A 17456-nucleotide genomic window follows, 5' to 3' on the forward strand; every position below is an offset into this window, starting at 1 on the left:
GCGACCGAATCCACCTCGACCTAGGTCTGACAAGATGCCGCTAGATCGGCTCCCGCCCATGCGCTAGTGTTTTTCCCGACCGGTTAAAACATCGGCGACTTGAGGGAGAAAAACGTGAAATCTAAGGTTATTGGCGCATTTTCACTCGCGGTAGCTGCGGCCGGGCTGTTCGCCGTCACTGCACCCGCGTTTGCCCAGCAGAAGACCATCACGGTCTGGTGGGGCAAGGGATTTTATAAATCTGAAGACGACGCGCTGCTCGACACCATCAAGAAATTCGAGGCGAAGACCGGCATCAAGGTCGAATTGTCGCAGTACGCGATCCAGGACATGATTCCGAAGACGGTGGCCGCGCTCGATGCCGGCACCGTGCCGGATGTCGCCTATTCCGATTCCTATGACGTGCAGGCGCAGGGCAAGTGGGCCTATGAGGGCAAGCTCGAGGATCTGTCCGACGTCATGGAGCCGATCAAGGACCGGTTCGTACCGAACACGCTGGAAGCGTCGATCCTCTACAACGACGTCGCCAAGAAGAAGGCCTATTACGGCTTCCCGCTGAAGCAGCAGAGCATGCACGTCCAGATCTGGGGCGACATGCTGGAGAAGGCCGGCTTCAAGCAGAGCGACATCCCGAACGACTGGGTAGGCTACTGGTCGTTCTGGTGCGACAAGGTGCAGCCGGCGATCCGCAAGGCGACCGGCCAGCGCATCTATGCCGTGGGCCAGCCGATGGGCGTGGAATCCACCGATAGCTTCCAGTCGTTCTACACCTTCATGGACGCCTACCACGTCAAGCTCGTCGACGACGACGGCAAGCTCCTGGTCGACGACCCCAAGGTCCGCGACGGTCTGATCAAGGCGATGAAGGACTACACCGACACCTACATCAAGGGCTGCACGCCGCCCTCCTCCACGACCTGGAAGGATCCGGACAACAACGTCGCCTTCCACAACAAGACCATCGTGATGACCCACAACTTCACGATCTCGATCGCAGCGAAGTGGTTCGAGGACTCCACCAACCAGAACCTGACGCCGGAGCAGCGCGAAGCCGGCAAGAAGGCCTATGAGCAGGATATCATCACCGCGTCCTTCCCGAAGGCGCCCGATGGTTCGACCATCCGCTACCGTTCCGACGTCAAGACCGGGCTGATCTTCACCGCGGCCAAGAACAAGGCCGAGGCCAAGCAGTTCATCAGCTTCCTGCTCCAGGAAGAGAACGTCCGTCCTTACATCGAGGGCGCGCTCGGCCGCTGGTTCCCGGTGACGAAGGAAAGCCAGGCGAGCCCGTTCTGGCAGGCTGACCGGCATCGCAAGGCGGTCTACAACCAGTTCACCGGCGGCACCGCGCCGTTCGACTTCACCAAGAACTGGAAGTTCACCATCCTGAACAACGAGAACGTCTGGGCCAAGGCGATGAACCGGGTGGTGAGCGAGAAGGTCCCGGTCGACAAGGCCGTCGACGAACTCATCGCCCGCATCAAGCAGGTCGTGGGTTAAGTCATCCTGCCTCTCCCCGCTTTGCGGGGAGAGGTGTAAAACAACACCGGCCGCATTTTGCGGCCGACAGCTCGTTTGAAGAGTTCGAAAAGAGAGTTCGAAAAGAATGGCGATCACGCTCTCTGGCGATCAAGCGGTAGCATCGCCGCCCCTGTCGGCGCGGCTGACCCCGGCGCAGGTCTGGGGCATCGTGTTGCTTGCACCCTATTTCCTGGTCTTCCTGGCCTTCGTCGTCTACCCCGTCTGTTACGGCTTGTGGCTGGCGCGCCATCCCGAGAGCTATGTCGCCCTCTACAACGACCCGATCTTCGCGCGCGCCGCGGTCAACACCCTGATCTTCCTGGTCATCGGCATCAACATCAAGATGCTGATCGCGCTGTTCCTGTCCGGCTTCTTCGCGCAGCAGCGCACCTGGATCAAATGGCTTTCGGTGATCTTCATCCTGCCCTGGGCGGTGCCGTCGATCCCGACCATCCTGTCGGTGCGCTTCATGCTCAATCCCGAATGGGGCATGGTCAACCACTTCATCTTCAGCCTCACCGGCGATGACGGCCCGAACTGGCTGAACGATCCGACTGTCGCGCTGACCATGGCGATCGGCGTGCACATCTGGAAATCGCTGCCGTTCTGGACGCTGATCCTGATCACCGGACGCCTTGCGATTTCGCACGATCTGTTCGAGGCCGCCGAGGTCGACGGCGCGAGCTGGTGGCAGAAATTCCGCTACATCACCTGGCCGTCGATGCAGACGCTCTACGTGACCTGCACGCTGCTCTCGATGATCTGGACGCTCGGCGACTTCAACAGCGTCTACCTCCTGACCGGCGGCGGCCCGGCCGACCTCACGCATGTGCTGTCGACGCTCGGCATCCGCTATCTCCGGCTCGACCAGCTCTCGCTCGCGATGGCCTCCATCGTCTGCGCGATGCCGTTCGTCCTGCCGCTCGTGTATTTCATGATGAAACGGTTGTCGCGATGAAGCTCCCCACCCTGCGCGAAGTCGCGACCGAAGCGAAGTTGCTGCTGATCGGAATCCCGGTATTCATCTGGACGATGGTGCCGATCTATCACATGTTCCTGTTCGCGATCTCCCCGAAGGAAGACGCGTTCTCCGGAAAACTGTGGCCGGACCATCCGACGCTGCACAACTTCTCGATCGTGTTCAACCAGCAGCACTATTTCCTGCGCGACTTCTACGTCCAGTTCTGGAATTCCGTGGTGATCGCGGCGTCTGTCGGCGCGCTGACGCTGTTCATCGCGACCGCGGCGGCGTTCTCGATCTCTCGGCTGCGCGTGCCCGGCGGGCGCGTGGTGATGAATCTCGCGCTCTTCACCTATTTCATCCCGGCGGCGTTCCTCGCCGTGCCGATGTACCGGACCATGGGCAATTACGGCCTCCTCAACAATCACTGGTCGCTGATCCTTGCGATGGTGACGATCGCCTCGCCCTACGCGATCTGGGTGTTGAAGCAGGCCTCCGACAAGCTGCCGGTCGAGCTCGATGAAGCCGCGGTGATGGACGGCGCCACCACGCTGCAGATCTTCCGCCTGGTCTATCTGCCCCTGATGATGCCCTCGCTGGTCGCGATCGGCACCTATGCGGTGCTACTGGCCTGGAACGAATATCTCTACGCGTTCCTGCTGCTGTCGAACGACCGCGAGATCACCCTCCCCGTCGCGCTCGGCAACTTCCTCGCCGCCGACGACTCGCCCTGGGAGCTGTTGATGACGACCGGCTTCATCTACGCGCTGCCGCCGGCCGCGATCTACTACGCCTTCCGCCGCTACATGGTGGGCGGCCTCACCGCGGGTGCGGTGAAGTCCTAACTATCAGCAGTGCGCTTCCTGCGATAGGCGACCAGCAGCGCGATGGTCGTGCCGATGAAATGACCCGCGGTCGCGCCCGAGATGGCGCGGCCAGCCAGATCGCCACGATACGCCGAAGAAGGACGGCGCCGCGCAGATGCCCTCACCCCGCCTTGCGCATAGTCTGTAAGAATTCTGCGACGTCTTTCTTGAGCGCCCGTGCTTGATCTTGCAATGCCGAAGCCGCCGTGAGTGCAGCTTCGGCGCCGGCGTCGGTTTCTCCAGCCACGGTGCGGACTGCGCCGACCTGGTCGGTCACGGCCGCCGTGCCGTTTGCGGCCTGCTCGACATTGCGGGCGATCTCGCTGGTTGCTGCACCCTGCTCCTCGACGGCGGAGGCAATCGTAGTCGCGATCTCCGTCATCTCAGCGATGGTTTTGCCGATCTGGCCGATCGCGGCGACGGACTGTCCGGTCGAGCCCTGGATCTCCGCGACGAGCCCTGCGATCTCCCCGGTGGCGCGCGCGGTCTGAGTTGCAAGGCTCTTCACTTCGTTTGCGACCACGGCAAAGCCCTTGCCTGCATCACCGGCTCGCGCCGACTCAATCGTGGCATTGAGGGCCAGGAGATTGGTCTGGCTCGCGATCGCCTGGATGAGTTGGACCACCGTACCAATCCGCTCGGCGGAATCCGACAGCGCGCGCATCAGCGCCTCGGTACGGGACGCCTCAACCTTGGCCTGGTCCGACACCGATACGGAGCGTGCGACCTGGCTCGAGATCTCCTTGATCGAGGCGGCAAGTTGATGCGTTGCGGCCGCAACGGTCTGCACATTCGAGGAAGCTTGGGCCGACGTCGCGGCGACCTGCTCGGCGAGCGAGCGACCGCGCTCGGCGACGCGGGCGAGACTTTCGGCGCTCTGTCCCATCTCCTCGGCGCGGCTTGAGACGCCGCCAATGACGCCCTCCATGCCGCTATCGAAGCGATCGGCAAGCTGAGCCATCATCGACGCACGTTCTGTCTCGGCTGCGGCACGCTGCGCTGCGGCCTCCTGCTCCATGCGCCGGACGGTCTGCGCATTCTGGCGGAACACTTCGACCGCTCCAGCCATATGACCAATCTCGTCGCCGCGCCCGCCACCCGGGATCGCCTCATCGAGCTCGCCCGCTGCAAGGCTCTGCATGCGCAAGGTCATCTGGCCGATTGGACGCGACACGCTGCGTCCGATCAGCCAGGCCAGCAGTGCACCCAAGACGAGCGCGGACGCGGCGACCGTGAACACGAGATTGCGCGTATGATCGACCGACTCTGCCGTCAGCCGGCTCTGCTCGGTGCGCGTAGCGCCGAGGGCCCGGTTGATCTCGGCTGTCTTGGCGTCGATCGTGCTGCTGGATTTGACGAGATCGGCTTGCGCCTTGCGCAGCTCGCCTATCGCGGCAGAAAGCTCGGTCAGTGTCGCCGATTGATCGGCAAGAGCCTTCTTCAGAGCTGCGATCAGGCTCTTCAGTCGTGGCGCCTCGATATCGGCGATTTCTGCCTCGCTATCGGCAACCGCGGTCAGTGCATAGCCGATCGTCAGCGAAGCATCATCGGCGTCGACCTGAGCCTGGGTGATGGTGAAACGCAGCACTGCCACGCGCATCGCATCCACCGTGCCGGCCAGACGCAGCGGCTGGAGCAGACGGTCGGGCTGGTTGGCGAGCGTCACATTGATCGCGCTGACGTCGAGGCCTGCTGAGGCGCCGAGCGCCTCGCCCCTGGTGCTCGCGTTGCGCAGACGATCGACGGCGCCAGCTACCGCCGTGAAGGAATTTCGATAAGCGCCAAGCGCACCCACCAACGCGCTTCGGCCCGCGGCAATCGCCGGCAGGCGAGCGAATTGCTGGTCGACCTGATCAAACGTCTGGCCAAAGCCGTCGATCGCCTTCATGGCGCTATCGCGGTCGCCGATATTGCGCGTACGGATGAATTTCTCGACGGTGACGTTCGCCGAGAGCAGCGCGGCATGCACCCTCGCCATGCCGGCATCACCATCAGCGCTGGTGACGAGATCTCCGACAGTGCCGCCGATCTCGGACAGCCGCAAGACGGCGAGCAGCGCCAACACGCAGAGGAAACCCAGCACCAGTGCGAAGCCGCCGAAGATGCGTGGGCGGATGCCGATGCGCGACAGGAGCAATGAAAGTTTCATAACATTTCCCGGGGAATTACGGCGTAGCCCGGATCCGGGCGAGCAGATCCTTGCCGAAGCGCTTCTCGAATTCGGGCTCCAGGGGCTTCACGGCATCGATGAACGGCTGGCGATCGACCTTTTCGATGATCTCCATGCCAGCTTTGCGCAGCTCCTCGAGCTTCTTCGTCTCCTCCGCGACGCCGCTCTGCCAGGTCGCCTCCGCACCGGCCTTGGCAGCGGCAATGATCGCGGCCTGGTCGGCCGGCTTCAGGGCCTGGAACACATCGCGATTGGCGACGAAGGCGATGGGCGCGAAGAAATGCCCTGTCAGGCTGGCATATTTTTGCACTTCCTCGAGATGGCTGGTCGCAATCGTCATGACCGGGTTCTCCTGCCCATCGATGCGGCCGTCCTTCAATGCGGAGTACACCTGCGTGAACTCCATCGGCACGACCTCGGCGCCCAGCGCTTTGAAGGTCATCTGATAGACCTCGTTCGGCAGAACGCGAATCTTCAGCCCTTGGAGGTCTGCGGGAGAATGAATCGGCCGCTTCGAATTGGTGACGTTGCGAAAGCCCTGCTTGCCGATCGCGAGCAGCACCAATCCCTTGTCGGCGAAATGCTTGGCGAATAGAGCGCCGACCGGCCCCTCCGCGACCGCCTTGGCTTGCGCAGCATCGCGGAACAGGAACGGCACGTCGAATACGCCGAATTCAGGGACGGCGGAACTGACGACGGAGCCAGACAGGGTCGCCATATCGACCACACCACTGCGCATTGCGGCAAGGATCGCGGTCTCGCTGCCCAACGTGATGCCACCACGTTCGTCGAGGATGATACGGCCTTGCGCGATCTCGACGAGCTTGCGGCGAAATTCGTCCGAGCCAATCTGCTGCGGCGACTGCGGCGAGCCATTGTACAGTAGCGACACCATCTGCGTCGCGCCGGCCGACGGCCGAACAGCGAGACAGAATAAGGCCAGAGCTGCGCTGACCACGCCAATATGGAGCTGCTTCATCGCCCACCCTTCCCCAAGCGACGCGACGATAACCAGACAAGCTATACGAACGGTTAACCTAGATACCAAGCGGGCCCAAGGATCGGTCTCGGTCGAGATAGGTTCGCATCGACCTGCTGCCATCGACCGCGGCTTTTCGCGACTCGGTCGCATTCTACGGGCAGGGAAGCCTCAAACGGGCGCCGCGGTCGAGCCGATCACTCCACGACGCGCTTCCTGCGATAGGCGACCAGCAGCGCAATGGTCGAGCCGATGAACTAGCCGGCGGTCGCGCCCGAGACGGCGCGGCCGACGATGATCGCGAGCGCGCGGTCGCTCGCATCGATCGCCGAGATCACGCCCACGCTATATTGCAGGCCGAACACGATGAGGTTGCGGATCAGCGGAAACGCGCTGCCGGGACGGATGATCTCGCCGCTCTTGTGATCCATCTCGAACGGGCGCGGCGTCAGGATACCGAGCGGCAGCAGCGCCAGAGCCGCCGCGATCCAGGCAACGAACGGCCACGCGCTATCCTGATGGCCGAAGCCGATCCGCGAGACGCCCCAGACGATGAACACGACCGGCACGATCAGAGCGCGCCAGATCGGCGTCGTGCGCGGCTGCATGGCCTTGATGCCCTGCCACACCAGAAAGGCGAGCAGCGCGAACACCCAGACCGGGGTGTGGATCAGGATCTGATAGGCAAAGGTCATGATTGCTCCCTGCTCAAAGCGGCGCCGCGCTCTCGCCCTGCGAGCTCGACAGTTTCGAGGCGAGCGAGGCAATGACGATGACGATGGCAATCAGGCCGATCACCAGCGTGCAGATGGCGTTGATCTCGGGCTTCACCCCGAGCCGCACCTCGGAATAGATCCGGATCGGCAGCGTCGCCGAGCCGGGGCCGGTGGTGAAGCTCGCGATCACGAGATCGTCGAGCGACAGCGTGAAGGCCAGCATCCAGCCGGCCACGATCGCCGGCGCGATCAGCGGCAGCGTGACCAAAAGGAAGGCACGGACGGGGGCGCAGCCGAGATCCATGGCGGCCTCCTCGAGCGAGCGGTCGAGCGAGCCGAGGCGCGACTGCACCACGACGGCGACGAAGCACATCGTCAGCGTGGTGTGCGCGATCGTCACCGTCCAGAAGCCGCGCTCGGCGTTCAAGGCGACGAACAGCAGCAAGAGCGACAGGCCGGTGATCACCTCCGGCATCACCAGCGGCGCATAGAGCATCCCCGAGAACAGCGTGCGGCCGCGAAATCCCTCGCCGCGCGACAGCGCCATCGCGGCCAGCGTTCCGAGCACTGTCGCCATGCTGGCCGAAGCGACCGCGACGCGCAGGCTCATCCAGGCCGCCTCGATCATGGCGCGGTCGTTGAAGAACTCGCGATACCAGCGCAGCGACCAGCCGCCCCACACCGTCACCAGCCGCGAGGCATTGAAGGAATAGATGACGAGGATGAGGATCGGCAGATAAAGGAACGCCAGCCCCAGCGCGAGCGAGGCGACGTTGAAGCGGGAGAGGCGGGAGACCTTGCCCATCTCACCGCTCCTCCAATTGCCGCCGCTGGACCCGTTCGTAGAGCAGCAGCGGTGCGAGCAGCACGATCAGCAGAATGATGGCTGCTGCGGATGCGACTGGCCAGTCCTTGTTGGTGAAGAATTCCAGCCACAGCGTCTGGCCAATCATCAGCGAGTTGGAGCCAGCAAGCAGATCCGGGATCACGAACTCGCCGACGATCGGAATGAAGCAGAGCAACACGCCGGCGCCGACGCCGGGCAGCGACAGCGGAAAGGTGACCAGCCAGAACACCGCCCCCGGCGGCGCGCCGAGATCGGCGGCGGCCTCCTCCAGCGCCGGCTCCATCTTGGCGAGCGTCGCATAGAGCGGCAGGATCATGAACGGCAGGTAGGAATAGACGATGCCGAGATACATCGCGCTGTCGGTGGAGAGCCACACCACCGGCTGGCTGACGAGATGCAAGGCGAGCAGGATCTGGTTGAGCAGGCCGTCATGCTGCAGGATGTTGATCCAGGCGTAGATGCGGATCAGGAACGAGGTCCAGAACGGCACGATGACCAGCACCATCGCCACCGCCTGCCAGCGCGCCGGCAGCCGCGCCATGCCATAGGCGATGGGATAGCCGATCAGGAGCAGGATCGCGGTGGCCGTGATCGCGACGGTGAGGCTTCTGACATAGGCAAACACGTACAGGTCGTCGGAGACGAGCAGCTTGAAGTTCTCGATCGACAGCGCGCCGAACGCGGCCTTGATCGCCGCCCATCCCGCGGTGAAGTCGAACACCGGCTCGTAAGGCGGCTGCGCGATCGCCGTCTGCGACAGGCTGATCTTCAGCACGAAGCCGAACGGCACCAGGAAGAACAGCGCCATCCAGAGGTAAGGCGCGATCGCGGCAAAGCGCGCGGGCCTGGCAAAGATGCGGCGCGCGCTCATTGCTCCAGCACCACGCAATCATTTGACGTGAACCAAACCACCACGCGTTGGTTCACGCTGTACGCATCGCTGTCGCGGCGCGCGGTATTCGCGATCGCGGACCGCACCGTGCCACCTGCATCGAGCTTCACCTTGTAGGCGGTGCTGCCGCCAAGATAGCAGACGTCGCTGACGGTGCCTTCTAGCCGATTGATCGCAGGCCCCTGGTCCGCATCACCATCGAGCGCACGGCGCGAAAGCTTGACCTTCTCGGGGCGGATCGCCACCGACACTGTCGTCTTGCCGACCGGCGCGCGCGGCTCGGCCACGACGAGCGTTCCGGCATCGCGGGTGGCAATGGTCACGCGATGGGCTTCACGCGATTGCAGCTCGCCCTCGAACAGGTTGATGTCGCCAACGAACTGCGCGATCCATCGCGAGCGCGGCGCCTCATAGAGCTCGCGCGGCGATGCGACCTGCACGAGCTTGCCGGCGTCCATCACGCCGATTCTCGTCGCCATCGTCATCGCCTCCTCCTGATCGTGGGTGACGATGATGAAGGTCATGCCGAGCCGGCGCTGCAGCTCCATCAGCTCTCCTTGCGTACTTTCACGCAGTTTCTTGTCGAGCGCCGCCAGCGGCTCGTCGAGCAGCAGCAGTTGCGGGCGGCGCGCCAACGCACGCGCCAGCGCGACGCGCTGCCGCTGACCGCCGGAGAGCTGGTCCGGCTTGCGCTTCTCCATCCCGTCCAGCTTCACCAGCGCAACCATCTCGGCCACGCGCGTGGCGATATCGGCGCGCGCCATGCCGGCGCGCTTCAGGCCGAAAGCGATGTTGTCGCGCACCGACAGATGCGGAAACAGCGCGTAGCTCTGGAACATCATGTTGACGGGCCGCTCGTGCGGCAGCGCCTGCGCGATGTCGCTGCCGCCGAGCAGGATGCGCCCCGCGTCCGGCGCCTCGAAACCGGCCAGCATGCGCAATAGCGTGGTCTTGCCGCAGCCGGAGGGACCGAGCAGCGCAAAGAACTCGCCGGCCCCGATGTCGAGCGACACGCCGTCGACCGCGCGGAACGCGCCGAAATTCTTCACCACGCCGTCAATGCGCAGCAGCGGCCGACCCGTCGCTGGATGCGCGCCCGGCCTGGCCGCGTCGGCCGCCTTGATCCCCTCGAGTTCGTCAGCCATGTTCCCTGCGGGCCCCAATGCAGCCGCACGCTAGCGGCGGAAGGCCCCCGGCTCAACCGGTTCGATGCCGATCATTCACACCGCATTCGCCATGAACGCAGCCAGTGCGTCGTGATCGGCGGGCGGCATGGTCAGTCCGAGCTTGGAGCGGCGCCACAGGACGTCGTCGGGGAAGCGGGCCCATTCGGTTTGCATGAGGTAGCGCACCTCGGCTCCCGTCAGTTCGGGACCGAAAGCCGGCCCCAGCTCGGCACGACTCGTCGCCTCCCCCAGCACGGCCGACAGCCGCGAACCATAGGCACCCACCAGGCGTTGCGCCTGCGCCTCGGAGAGAAAGCGCCAGCGGTCGCGCGCGGCGTCGACTTCCGCCTCGAAGCTCTGCCAGGGAAAGTCCCCGCCCGGAAGCGCCACCGCCGCCGTCCAGGGCCGCGACATCGGATAGAACGGCGTCAGCCTGGTCACGGCCCGCTCGGCGCGCCACCGCGCGGTCGTGACGTCGCCGCCGAACATCGTGATCAGCGGCGCCTTGCGCCGCCGCGCATCGAATGCGAGCGCACCATCACGCCGGCGCCCGGGGGCAGGCGCCAGATTGACGCCCGACATCGTCCGCACCACATCGACCGGCACGACAGGCTCGCGAAAATAGCGACTGGCGGCCTCGCAGAGATAGCTCACATCAGCGGCCGGCATGGCGACGATCGCCGGATCGCCCCTGAAGTCATGCGTCACGGTGCCGATCAGGGTGAAATCACGCTCGAACGGGCTTGCGAAGATCAGGCGGCCATCGCTGTTCTGGAAGACGTAGACATTGTCGGGTTCGAACAGCCGCGGCACGACGATCTGGCTGATCTGCACGACTGCGCCCGCGCGCGGTGGCGGCTGTCGGAGCACGGTCTCGGCGACGCTCACGCTCCATCCGCCGCTGGTGTTCGCGAGCGCGCGGGTCGTGATGACCCTGCGGTGGCCGCGATCGACGACGGCGAGCCGCCAGATATCGGCGCGATCGGCCCGCACGCAGCGCGCGCCGGTGCGGATCACTGCGCCGCGCTCCGCCGCGTCCAGCGCGGTCAAGACAACGAGCCTGGAATCATCGACGACGCAATCCGAATATTCAAAGGCGGTGCCGAACGGCCGCCTCAACGCGTTGCCGACCGGATGATGCGTGATGTCGATGGTCGAGGACGGCGGCAGGCCGCCGCGCCCTGCAAGGCGGTCGTAGAGCAGGAGACCGGTGCGCAGCAACCAGGGTGGACGTTCCTCGGAATGCGCAGGGATGACGAAGCGCATCGGACGAACCAGATGCGGGGCGATCGCGAGCCACACCTTGCGCTCGGCCAGCGCCCGGCGCACGCGACGGAAGCCGCGACGCTCCAGCACCGAGAGATCGCCGTGGATCAAATGCGGCGTCGCCGACGAGGCCGCGCCACCGAGATCGCCCTGCTCCAACAGAATGACGCGAAGGCCGCGCCCGGCGGCGTCGCGCGCGATGCTGACGCCGTTCAGGCCACCGCCGATGATCGCGAGGTCGTAATCCGCCATGAAGCCGTCGTGAACGAACGAAGCGAGGACTTCGCCATCACTAGCGCATGATCCGGAAAAGTGTGTAGCAGTTTTTCCTCGCGACAAACGCGGAACGCGTTTGCGCGGAGATCATGCACAAACAGATGGCCAGAGCGCGACCCGCGCACTAGCCGGTCTTGAGCGCAAGCTCCATCGTCTCGGCGCGGCCGATGAGGCGGCCATATTGCCCGATCGGCAAGGGCTTGCCGAGCAGATAGCCCTGCACGCCGTCGCAGCCCTCCTTGGCGAGGAAGGCGAGCTGCTCGATCGTCTCGACGCCTTCGGCGATGATCGACATTTCCAGGCCATGACCGAGATCGATCACGGCACGCACGATCGCTGCCGATTGCGGATTACGGCCGAGATTGATCACGAAGGCGCGGTCGATCTTGATCTTGTCGAACGGGAACGCCTGGAGATAGCTCAGCGAGGAATAGCCGCTGCCGAAATCGTCCATCGAGATGCGCACACCCAGCGCCTTCAGGCGGCGCAGCAACGCGAGGCCGCGATCGAAATCCTCGATCAGCACGCCCTCGGTGATTTCGAGCTCGAGCCGGCCGGGTGAAAGCCCGGTCTCCAGCAAGATCGAGTGAACGAGGCCGACCACGTCGCCATGGGCAAACTGCGCCGGCGAGAGGTTGACCGCGACCTGGAGCGGCTTGGCCCAGGAGGCCGCCTCGCGGCAGGCCTGGCGCAGGATCCATTCGCCCATCTCGACGATCAGACCGCTCTCCTCCGCGATCGGAATGAACTCGGCCGGCGAGACCTGGCCGCGGACCGGGTGCTGCCAGCGCGCCAGCGCCTCGAAGCCGATGATCTCGCTCTCGGCGACGGTGTGGCCGGCGACGCCCTGCGGCTGGAACGCGAGCGAGAGCTCGCCGTTCTTGATCGCCTTCGACAGGTCCTGGTGCAGCACGCGGCGGTCGCGGATCTGCTGGTCCATCTCGGGCTGGTAGAGGCTGATCGTGCCGCGCGACTTCTGCTTGGCGCGGAACAGCGCTGCGCCGGCATTGGCGAGCAGCGAGGCGGCGTCCGCGCCGTTGTGCGGGAAGACCGATATGCCGGTGGTGACCCCGGCGCGCACCGCGCGGCCGTCGATCTGGAATTCCTGGGATAGGGCTTCACCAAGCTGGCGGGCCAGCGCGAGGCCCGTGTCGGGCTGCTTGCCATCGATGATGAGGCCGAATTCGTCGCCGGACAGCCGCGCGACCACACCACCACGGGCGGCGTCCTGGAGCCGCTGGGCGACCTCGACGAGGAGCTTGTCGCCGAGCGCATGGCCGAAGACGTCGTTGACCTCCTTCAGCCCGTCGAGGTCGACGCAGAGCACGGCGAACTCCTCACTGGTGCCCTCGCAGGCCTCGATCATCTGCGTCAGCGCCTGGAGGAAGGCGGCGCGATTGGGCAGGTCGGTCAGGCCGTCGTGATAGGCCATGTGCGCCATGCGCGACTCGGTCTGGCGGCGATCGGTGACGTCCTCGTGGGTCTTGATCAGATATTCCGGCTCGCCAGCATCGTTGAGCACGGTGGCGCGGCGGGTGAGGAACAGCCGCAAGCCATCCTTGGTCGAGATAGGATGCTCTTCGGTGATCATTCCCCGCTTCCTGATCGCGGCCTCGTCGCGCGCGATGATCAGCTTGGCCTCTTTGGCATTGAAGATATCGGCGGCGGTCAGTCCCGTGGCTTCCTCGCGCTTGCGGTTGAGGATGGTTTCGGCGCTGCGATTGGCGAGCAGATAACGGCCATCGTTGACCTGCTCCACGATCAGCGCCACCGGGATATTGTCGACCACGAGTTCGAGGAATTTCTTGGTGCTCTCCAGCTCCCGCGACAACGAGCGTCGATCGGTAACGTCTTCGAACACCAGCAGCAGAAATTCCGGCTGATTCTTCTCGTTTCGAACCACGATCCGGATCGAGGCAACCATGCGCCCCCCCGAGCCGCGCTCGACCTCGAACTGGTTGCGGAACTGCCCGTCGGGCGCATCGAGCGCCGCCCGATCGGCCGCCTCGATGCTGGCAGCCGAGGCAGGTGCAAACAGCTCTCGCGCGTTCTTGCCGACGACATGGTCCCGCGAGAAACCCCAGAACCGCTCATAGGCGCTGTTCGCGAAGATATAGCGGCCGTCCTCGATGGTCTTGGCGGCCACGCAGGCTGGCACGTTGTTCAGCACCGTTTCCAGAAACTGCTTGGTGGACGCAAGCTGCCGCGACAGGGTGCGCTGCTCGCTGACGTCGAGATGCGTCGCAACCGAGCCGCCATTCGGCAGCACGAAATATTTCGCCAGAATGGCGCGCCCGTCGGGCAGCTCGGTGATCAGGCCGTTCGAGCTGGCGGCCTTCTCGTAGTACTCGTCGTCGGTCACGCCGAGCACGCCGCGCTCACGACGCAGCCTGAGGATGTCGGCCCTGGTCATGTCGGTCCAGAGATCCGCCCGCGCCAGCCCATAGATCTCGAGATAGCGGTCGTTGCAGAAGATGATCCGCGCTTGCGCGTCGGTCATTACGACGCCCTGGTTCAGATTGTTCAGCGCGGACGAGACGAAGGCATTGCGCCTGAGCTGCGTGCGCCTTACCCGTCGCAACGCCGAGTGGATCCACAGCACGATGGCCGCCAGGAACGAGCACACCGCGATGCCGCCAAGCAGCGCCTCCCAGACCAGATTGGGATCGAGCCTGCCCAGGTAGCTCTGCGGGGCGAAATTGTCGGACAGCGCAAAGGCGCGCGCGGGCGCAACCGTGCAGGCCAGGCATGCCAGGGCCTGCACAGGCGTCAGAAACGCGCCGCTCGCGTGCCAGTTCTTGTCAGCCATCAGCCACCCGCGATTTCAACTCGGGATTGTCTGGCCTCACGGGTTGGGATCGGGTAAACGCCTGTCAGCACGACAGAAAAATGTGGCGCCAGATACGGCAATTGCCCTGACATGATAAATTCTTCCTTAATGGAGAGCCGCCTTGGGTGCGGTTTCTTAAGCCTCTCGTTGAGCCCCTTGTTGAACTCCTTGGCCCCGCCACTCACGGACCTGCCGTCCCACCATGGATAGAGTTGACTGCGTCGTCATCGGAGCGGGCGTGGTCGGGCTCGCGGTCGCCCGAAAGCTCGCCCAGGCCGGGCGCGAGGTGATCGTGCTCGAAGCGGCGGAGGCCATCGGCACCGTCACCTCCTCGCGCAACAGCGAGGTGATCCATGCCGGGATCTACTACCGGGCCGGGAGCTGGATGGCGCGGCTGTGCGTCAGCGGCAAGCATGCGCTCTACCGCTACTGCGCCGAGCGCAACATTCCGCACAAAAATTGCGGCAAGCTGATCGTCGCGACCAATCCGAAAGAGACCGAGAAGCTGCAATCGATCAAGGCACATGCCGAGCCCAATGGCGTGCTCGATATGCAGATGCTCGCAGGCGACGCCGCGCGCGCGCTGGAGCCGGCGCTCGCCTGCGATGCCGCGTTGCTCTCGCCCTCGACCGGCATCATCGACAGCCACGCCTACATGCTCTCGCTGCGCGGCGAGGCCGAAGCGGCGGGAGCCGCGTTCGCGTTTCACACGCCGCTGATCCGCGCCAAGGCGTCAGGCGGCGTCGTCGAAATCGATGCCGGCGGCGAGGCGCCGATGACGCTGCAATGCAGCCTGCTGGTCAACGCGGCAGGTCTTTCAGCGACGACGGTGGCGCGCAACATCGATGGCATGCCGCTCGACCGGATTCCGCCGATCTATCTCGCCAAGGGCAACTATTTCAGCTGCAGCACCAAGGCGCCGTTCTCACGGCTGATCTATCCCGTGCCCGAGCCCGGCGGACTCGGCGTGCACCTGACGCTGGACATGGCAGGCCAGGCGCGCTTCGGTCCCGACGTGGAGTGGATCGAAACGATCGACTATGCCGTCGACCCCGCACGCGCGGAGCGATTCTATCCGGCAATCCGCAAATACTGGCCGGACCTGCCTGATGGCGCGTTGATGCCGAGCTATTCGGGCATACGGCCGAAGATCGTCCCGCCGGCGGTGGCCATGCAGGATTTCCTGATGCAGGGCCCGCGCGATCACGGCGTGGATGGCGTGATCAATCTCTTCGGGATCGAGTCGCCCGGCCTGACGTCATCGCTCGCGATCGCCGACCACGTCGCCGAGCTCGCAAACATATAGCGCATGATCCAGACCCGGAGGGCCGCGTTAGCGTGAAGCGGTTTTCCCTCGCGACAAACGCGGAACACGTTTGCGCGGAGATCATGCTCAAACAACAACCTGAAGCGCGCTGACGATTCATCGCGCTTTAACCATCGCACGAAACTAATCGCACGAGGCTTCGCACCTCGACGCAGGGATGAGCGCAACAGCTCTCATCCCTGCGTGAAGGGGGCGAGATCAGGCTTACATGTGTACGGGGGTTGCTAGTGGAGCGTGTCGTCGGCGCCGTGCCTCAACCGCTCGATCTGGTCCTTGACCATCAACTTCCGGCGCTTCAACTCAACAATTTGCAGGTCGTCTGTTGAAAGGTGCACGAGAGCTTCGTGCAATTCGTTTTCGAGAAGTTTGTGCTTCCGCTCCAATTCAACAAGATGTGCCTGAATTGTCATTCGAAACCTCCTCGGTAGGGTTGAACCTCAGGATTCGATCCGGACGAAGAAGTGTACATCACCGATTCGTTCTGTCGATAAGTATCCGTAGTCCCACTGTCATTTTTGAAAATTCATATGTAATGAACAGTGAGTAAGGAACCACCGCAGGAATCATCCATGATTTCAATGCGCCTGCGCGCTGGCGGCGCGATCCACCGAAATATCTTTGCGAGAGACCGTTGATAGGGGACCCAGATCGCTTGCGATCACGTCGCGCAAGGACGATACTTTCCACAGGCCTTCCACAGGCTTTCGCAACCTCATCGGGTTTTCCGGCTACCGCACATCATGACCAATGAACACGAGCGCGAACTCGAAGCCGAGCTCGCCCGGTTGCAGCAGGAACACCGAGATCTCGATGCGGCGATCGATGCATTGCATCAATCGCCCGCCCCCGACCTGTTGCGGTTACAGCGTCTGAAGAAACGCAAGCTGTTGTTGCGCGACCGTATCGCCTTCATCGAAGACCAGATCACGCCCGACATCATCGCCTGATCCCAGCCGGTGCGCCCGATGCGTTTTCCGCGCATCGGATTCCACTTGACTCAAAAAGAACAAAAGAAGAACATTCGAGCCTCAACCAGCTTCCGGGGAAATGCCATGTCCGCAGCCGCCTTCGACAACAGCCATTATGAACAAGCCTGCGATCAGGCGATCGCGATGTGTGACGGCAATCTGCGCAGCACCATCAAGGCGCTGATCATGGCCAACGAATATCTAGAAGCGGAGCTCGAGGAATTGCAGGCGGCAATTTCGGCCGGCTGCATTCCCGAGACGTCGCGCAACAAGATGCGGAGCACCTCCAGCGCCGCGTAGCCAACGAGCACTCGGAGCCGACCATGTCCGATGTCACCTACTATGTCGCACTGCCTTTCCTCACCGACGAAGATGGATCGCCGGTCGCGGGCGCCGCGGAGGAATGTCAGACCTCGGCCGCCGCGCTGCGGCGCGCCGAGATCCTGGCGCACGGCGCCGGCCATATCGGCGCGATCGCGTTCAGCCGCAGCGGCGATCCCATGACTGGCGAGTTCGGCGACGCCAAGCTGCTGCGCAAGTTCGGCAACGTGCCGGAAGACCTCAGCGCGCTTTGAAGCGCAATCGCTTTACGTTCGATCGCTGCCACACAAAAGGTGCGCTCCCTCTCCCGCTTGCGGGGGAGGGCTGGGGTGGGGGTGTCTCCGCAATCG

16 protein-coding genes are annotated in these 17456 nt (G+C 64.0%); 7 read left to right on the forward strand and 9 right to left on the reverse strand.

The window, feature by feature from the left end:
• Positions 1–114 precede the first annotated feature (114 nt).
• The 3 genes from NLN62_RS12710 to NLN62_RS12720 all read left to right on the forward strand — a co-directional run bounded on the left by NLN62_RS12710 (position 115) and on the right by NLN62_RS12720 (position 3327).
• Positions 115–1500 carry an ABC transporter substrate-binding protein gene (locus tag NLN62_RS12710; protein ID WP_254109025.1) on the forward strand — a complete coding sequence of 462 codons (1386 nt, stop codon included), beginning with the start codon at positions 115–117 and terminating at the stop codon, positions 1498–1500.
• A 106-nt stretch (positions 1501–1606) separates the two neighbouring features.
• Positions 1607–2479, forward strand: coding sequence for a carbohydrate ABC transporter permease (locus NLN62_RS12715; RefSeq protein WP_027525190.1), 873 nt, complete (start codon positions 1607–1609; stop codon positions 2477–2479).
• The gene (locus NLN62_RS12720; RefSeq protein ID WP_027525189.1) at positions 2476–3327 is read left to right on the forward strand and encodes a carbohydrate ABC transporter permease; all 852 of its coding nucleotides are present in this window, start codon (positions 2476–2478) and stop codon (positions 3325–3327) included. The genes NLN62_RS12715 and NLN62_RS12720 overlap by 4 nt, the downstream gene beginning before the upstream one ends.
• 142 nt (positions 3328–3469) lie before the next feature.
• Here NLN62_RS12720 and NLN62_RS12725 read toward each other — a convergent pair whose 3' ends face one another.
• The 8 genes from NLN62_RS12725 to NLN62_RS12760 form a co-directional block, all read right to left on the reverse strand.
• Entirely contained in the window at positions 3470–5497 is a 2028-nt protein-coding gene (locus NLN62_RS12725; RefSeq protein WP_254109026.1) for a methyl-accepting chemotaxis protein, read from the reverse strand.
• A gap of 16 nt (positions 5498–5513) precedes the next feature.
• Positions 5514–6497 carry a TRAP transporter substrate-binding protein gene (locus NLN62_RS12730; RefSeq protein WP_254109027.1) on the reverse strand — a complete coding sequence of 328 codons (984 nt, stop codon included), beginning with the start codon at positions 6495–6497 and terminating at the stop codon, positions 5514–5516.
• A 257-nt stretch (positions 6498–6754) separates the two neighbouring features.
• Positions 6755–7192 (reverse strand): DUF6622 family protein, encoded by a 438-nt coding sequence (locus tag NLN62_RS12735; protein ID WP_254109028.1) that lies wholly within the window; start codon positions 7190–7192, stop codon positions 6755–6757.
• Positions 7193–7205: 13 nt separating this feature from the next.
• Positions 7206–8018 carry an ABC transporter permease gene (locus NLN62_RS12740; RefSeq protein WP_027525185.1) on the reverse strand — a complete coding sequence of 271 codons (813 nt, stop codon included), beginning with the start codon at positions 8016–8018 and terminating at the stop codon, positions 7206–7208.
• A gap of 1 nt (position 8019) precedes the next feature.
• Positions 8020–8931 carry an ABC transporter permease gene (locus NLN62_RS12745; protein WP_027525184.1) on the reverse strand — a complete coding sequence of 304 codons (912 nt, stop codon included), beginning with the start codon at positions 8929–8931 and terminating at the stop codon, positions 8020–8022.
• Complete coding sequence (locus tag NLN62_RS12750) at positions 8928–10097, reverse strand: ABC transporter ATP-binding protein (RefSeq protein WP_027525183.1); 1170 nt, start codon at positions 10095–10097, stop codon at positions 8928–8930. Before NLN62_RS12750 ends, NLN62_RS12745 begins: the two co-directional genes overlap by 4 nt.
• A gap of 75 nt (positions 10098–10172) precedes the next feature.
• Positions 10173–11636, reverse strand: coding sequence for a glycerol-3-phosphate dehydrogenase (locus tag NLN62_RS12755; RefSeq protein ID WP_254109029.1), 1464 nt, complete (start codon positions 11634–11636; stop codon positions 10173–10175).
• A gap of 148 nt (positions 11637–11784) precedes the next feature.
• Positions 11785–14469 (reverse strand): EAL domain-containing protein, encoded by a 2685-nt coding sequence (locus NLN62_RS12760; protein WP_254109030.1) that lies wholly within the window; start codon positions 14467–14469, stop codon positions 11785–11787.
• 223 nt (positions 14470–14692) lie between these two features.
• On the opposite strand from NLN62_RS12760, the gene NLN62_RS12765 reads away from it, so the two are divergent.
• Positions 14693–15796: an NAD(P)/FAD-dependent oxidoreductase gene (locus tag NLN62_RS12765; protein WP_254109031.1), complete on the forward strand. Its 1104-nt coding sequence runs from the start codon at positions 14693–14695 to the stop codon at positions 15794–15796.
• A gap of 245 nt (positions 15797–16041) precedes the next feature.
• Here NLN62_RS12765 and NLN62_RS12770 read toward each other — a convergent pair whose 3' ends face one another.
• On the reverse strand, positions 16042–16227 hold the full coding sequence (locus tag NLN62_RS12770; protein ID WP_027525179.1) for a YdcH family protein: 186 nt from the start codon (positions 16225–16227) through the stop codon (positions 16042–16044).
• Between the two features lie 330 nt (positions 16228–16557).
• Between NLN62_RS12770 and NLN62_RS12775 the strand changes: the two genes are divergently transcribed.
• From NLN62_RS12775 to NLN62_RS12785, 3 genes are all read left to right on the forward strand, one after another.
• Positions 16558–16764, forward strand: a complete 207-nt coding sequence (locus NLN62_RS12775) for a YdcH family protein (RefSeq protein WP_027525178.1) — start codon at positions 16558–16560, stop codon at positions 16762–16764.
• A gap of 105 nt (positions 16765–16869) precedes the next feature.
• Positions 16870–17085 carry a hypothetical protein gene (locus NLN62_RS12780; protein ID WP_254099836.1) on the forward strand — a complete coding sequence of 72 codons (216 nt, stop codon included), beginning with the start codon at positions 16870–16872 and terminating at the stop codon, positions 17083–17085.
• A gap of 23 nt (positions 17086–17108) precedes the next feature.
• The gene (locus NLN62_RS12785; protein ID WP_254099838.1) at positions 17109–17360 is read left to right on the forward strand and encodes a hypothetical protein; all 252 of its coding nucleotides are present in this window, start codon (positions 17109–17111) and stop codon (positions 17358–17360) included.
• Positions 17361–17456 lie beyond the last annotated feature (96 nt).

The sequence above is a fragment of the Bradyrhizobium sp. CCGUVB23 genome, assembly GCF_024199885.1.
Lineage (GTDB): Bacteria > Pseudomonadota > Alphaproteobacteria > Rhizobiales > Xanthobacteraceae > Bradyrhizobium.

Coding starts and splice junctions, on each gene's coding strand:
- NLN62_RS12715 (WP_027525190.1), top strand. CDS start 1,607: ATGGCGATCACGCTCTCTGGCGATCAAGCGGTAGCATCGCCGCCCCTG.
- NLN62_RS12720 (WP_027525189.1), top strand. CDS start 2,476: ATGAAGCTCCCCACCCTGCGCGAAGTCGCGACCGAAGCGAAGTTGCTG.
- NLN62_RS12725 (WP_254109026.1), bottom strand. CDS start 5,497: ATGAAACTTTCATTGCTCCTGTCGCGCATCGGCATCCGCCCACGCATC.
- NLN62_RS12730 (WP_254109027.1), bottom strand. CDS start 6,497: ATGAAGCAGCTCCATATTGGCGTGGTCAGCGCAGCTCTGGCCTTATTC.
- NLN62_RS12735 (WP_254109028.1), bottom strand. CDS start 7,192: ATGACCTTTGCCTATCAGATCCTGATCCACACCCCGGTCTGGGTGTTC.
- NLN62_RS12740 (WP_027525185.1), bottom strand. CDS start 8,018: ATGGGCAAGGTCTCCCGCCTCTCCCGCTTCAACGTCGCCTCGCTCGCG.
- NLN62_RS12745 (WP_027525184.1), bottom strand. CDS start 8,931: ATGAGCGCGCGCCGCATCTTTGCCAGGCCCGCGCGCTTTGCCGCGATC.
- NLN62_RS12750 (WP_027525183.1), bottom strand. CDS start 10,097: ATGGCTGACGAACTCGAGGGGATCAAGGCGGCCGACGCGGCCAGGCCG.
- NLN62_RS12755 (WP_254109029.1), bottom strand. CDS start 11,636: ATGGCGGATTACGACCTCGCGATCATCGGCGGTGGCCTGAACGGCGTC.
- NLN62_RS12760 (WP_254109030.1), bottom strand. CDS start 14,469: ATGGCTGACAAGAACTGGCACGCGAGCGGCGCGTTTCTGACGCCTGTG.
- NLN62_RS12765 (WP_254109031.1), top strand. CDS start 14,693: ATGGATAGAGTTGACTGCGTCGTCATCGGAGCGGGCGTGGTCGGGCTC.
- NLN62_RS12770 (WP_027525179.1), bottom strand. CDS start 16,227: ATGACAATTCAGGCACATCTTGTTGAATTGGAGCGGAAGCACAAACTT.
- NLN62_RS12775 (WP_027525178.1), top strand. CDS start 16,558: ATGACCAATGAACACGAGCGCGAACTCGAAGCCGAGCTCGCCCGGTTG.
- NLN62_RS12780 (WP_254099836.1), top strand. CDS start 16,870: ATGTCCGCAGCCGCCTTCGACAACAGCCATTATGAACAAGCCTGCGAT.
- NLN62_RS12785 (WP_254099838.1), top strand. CDS start 17,109: ATGTCCGATGTCACCTACTATGTCGCACTGCCTTTCCTCACCGACGAA.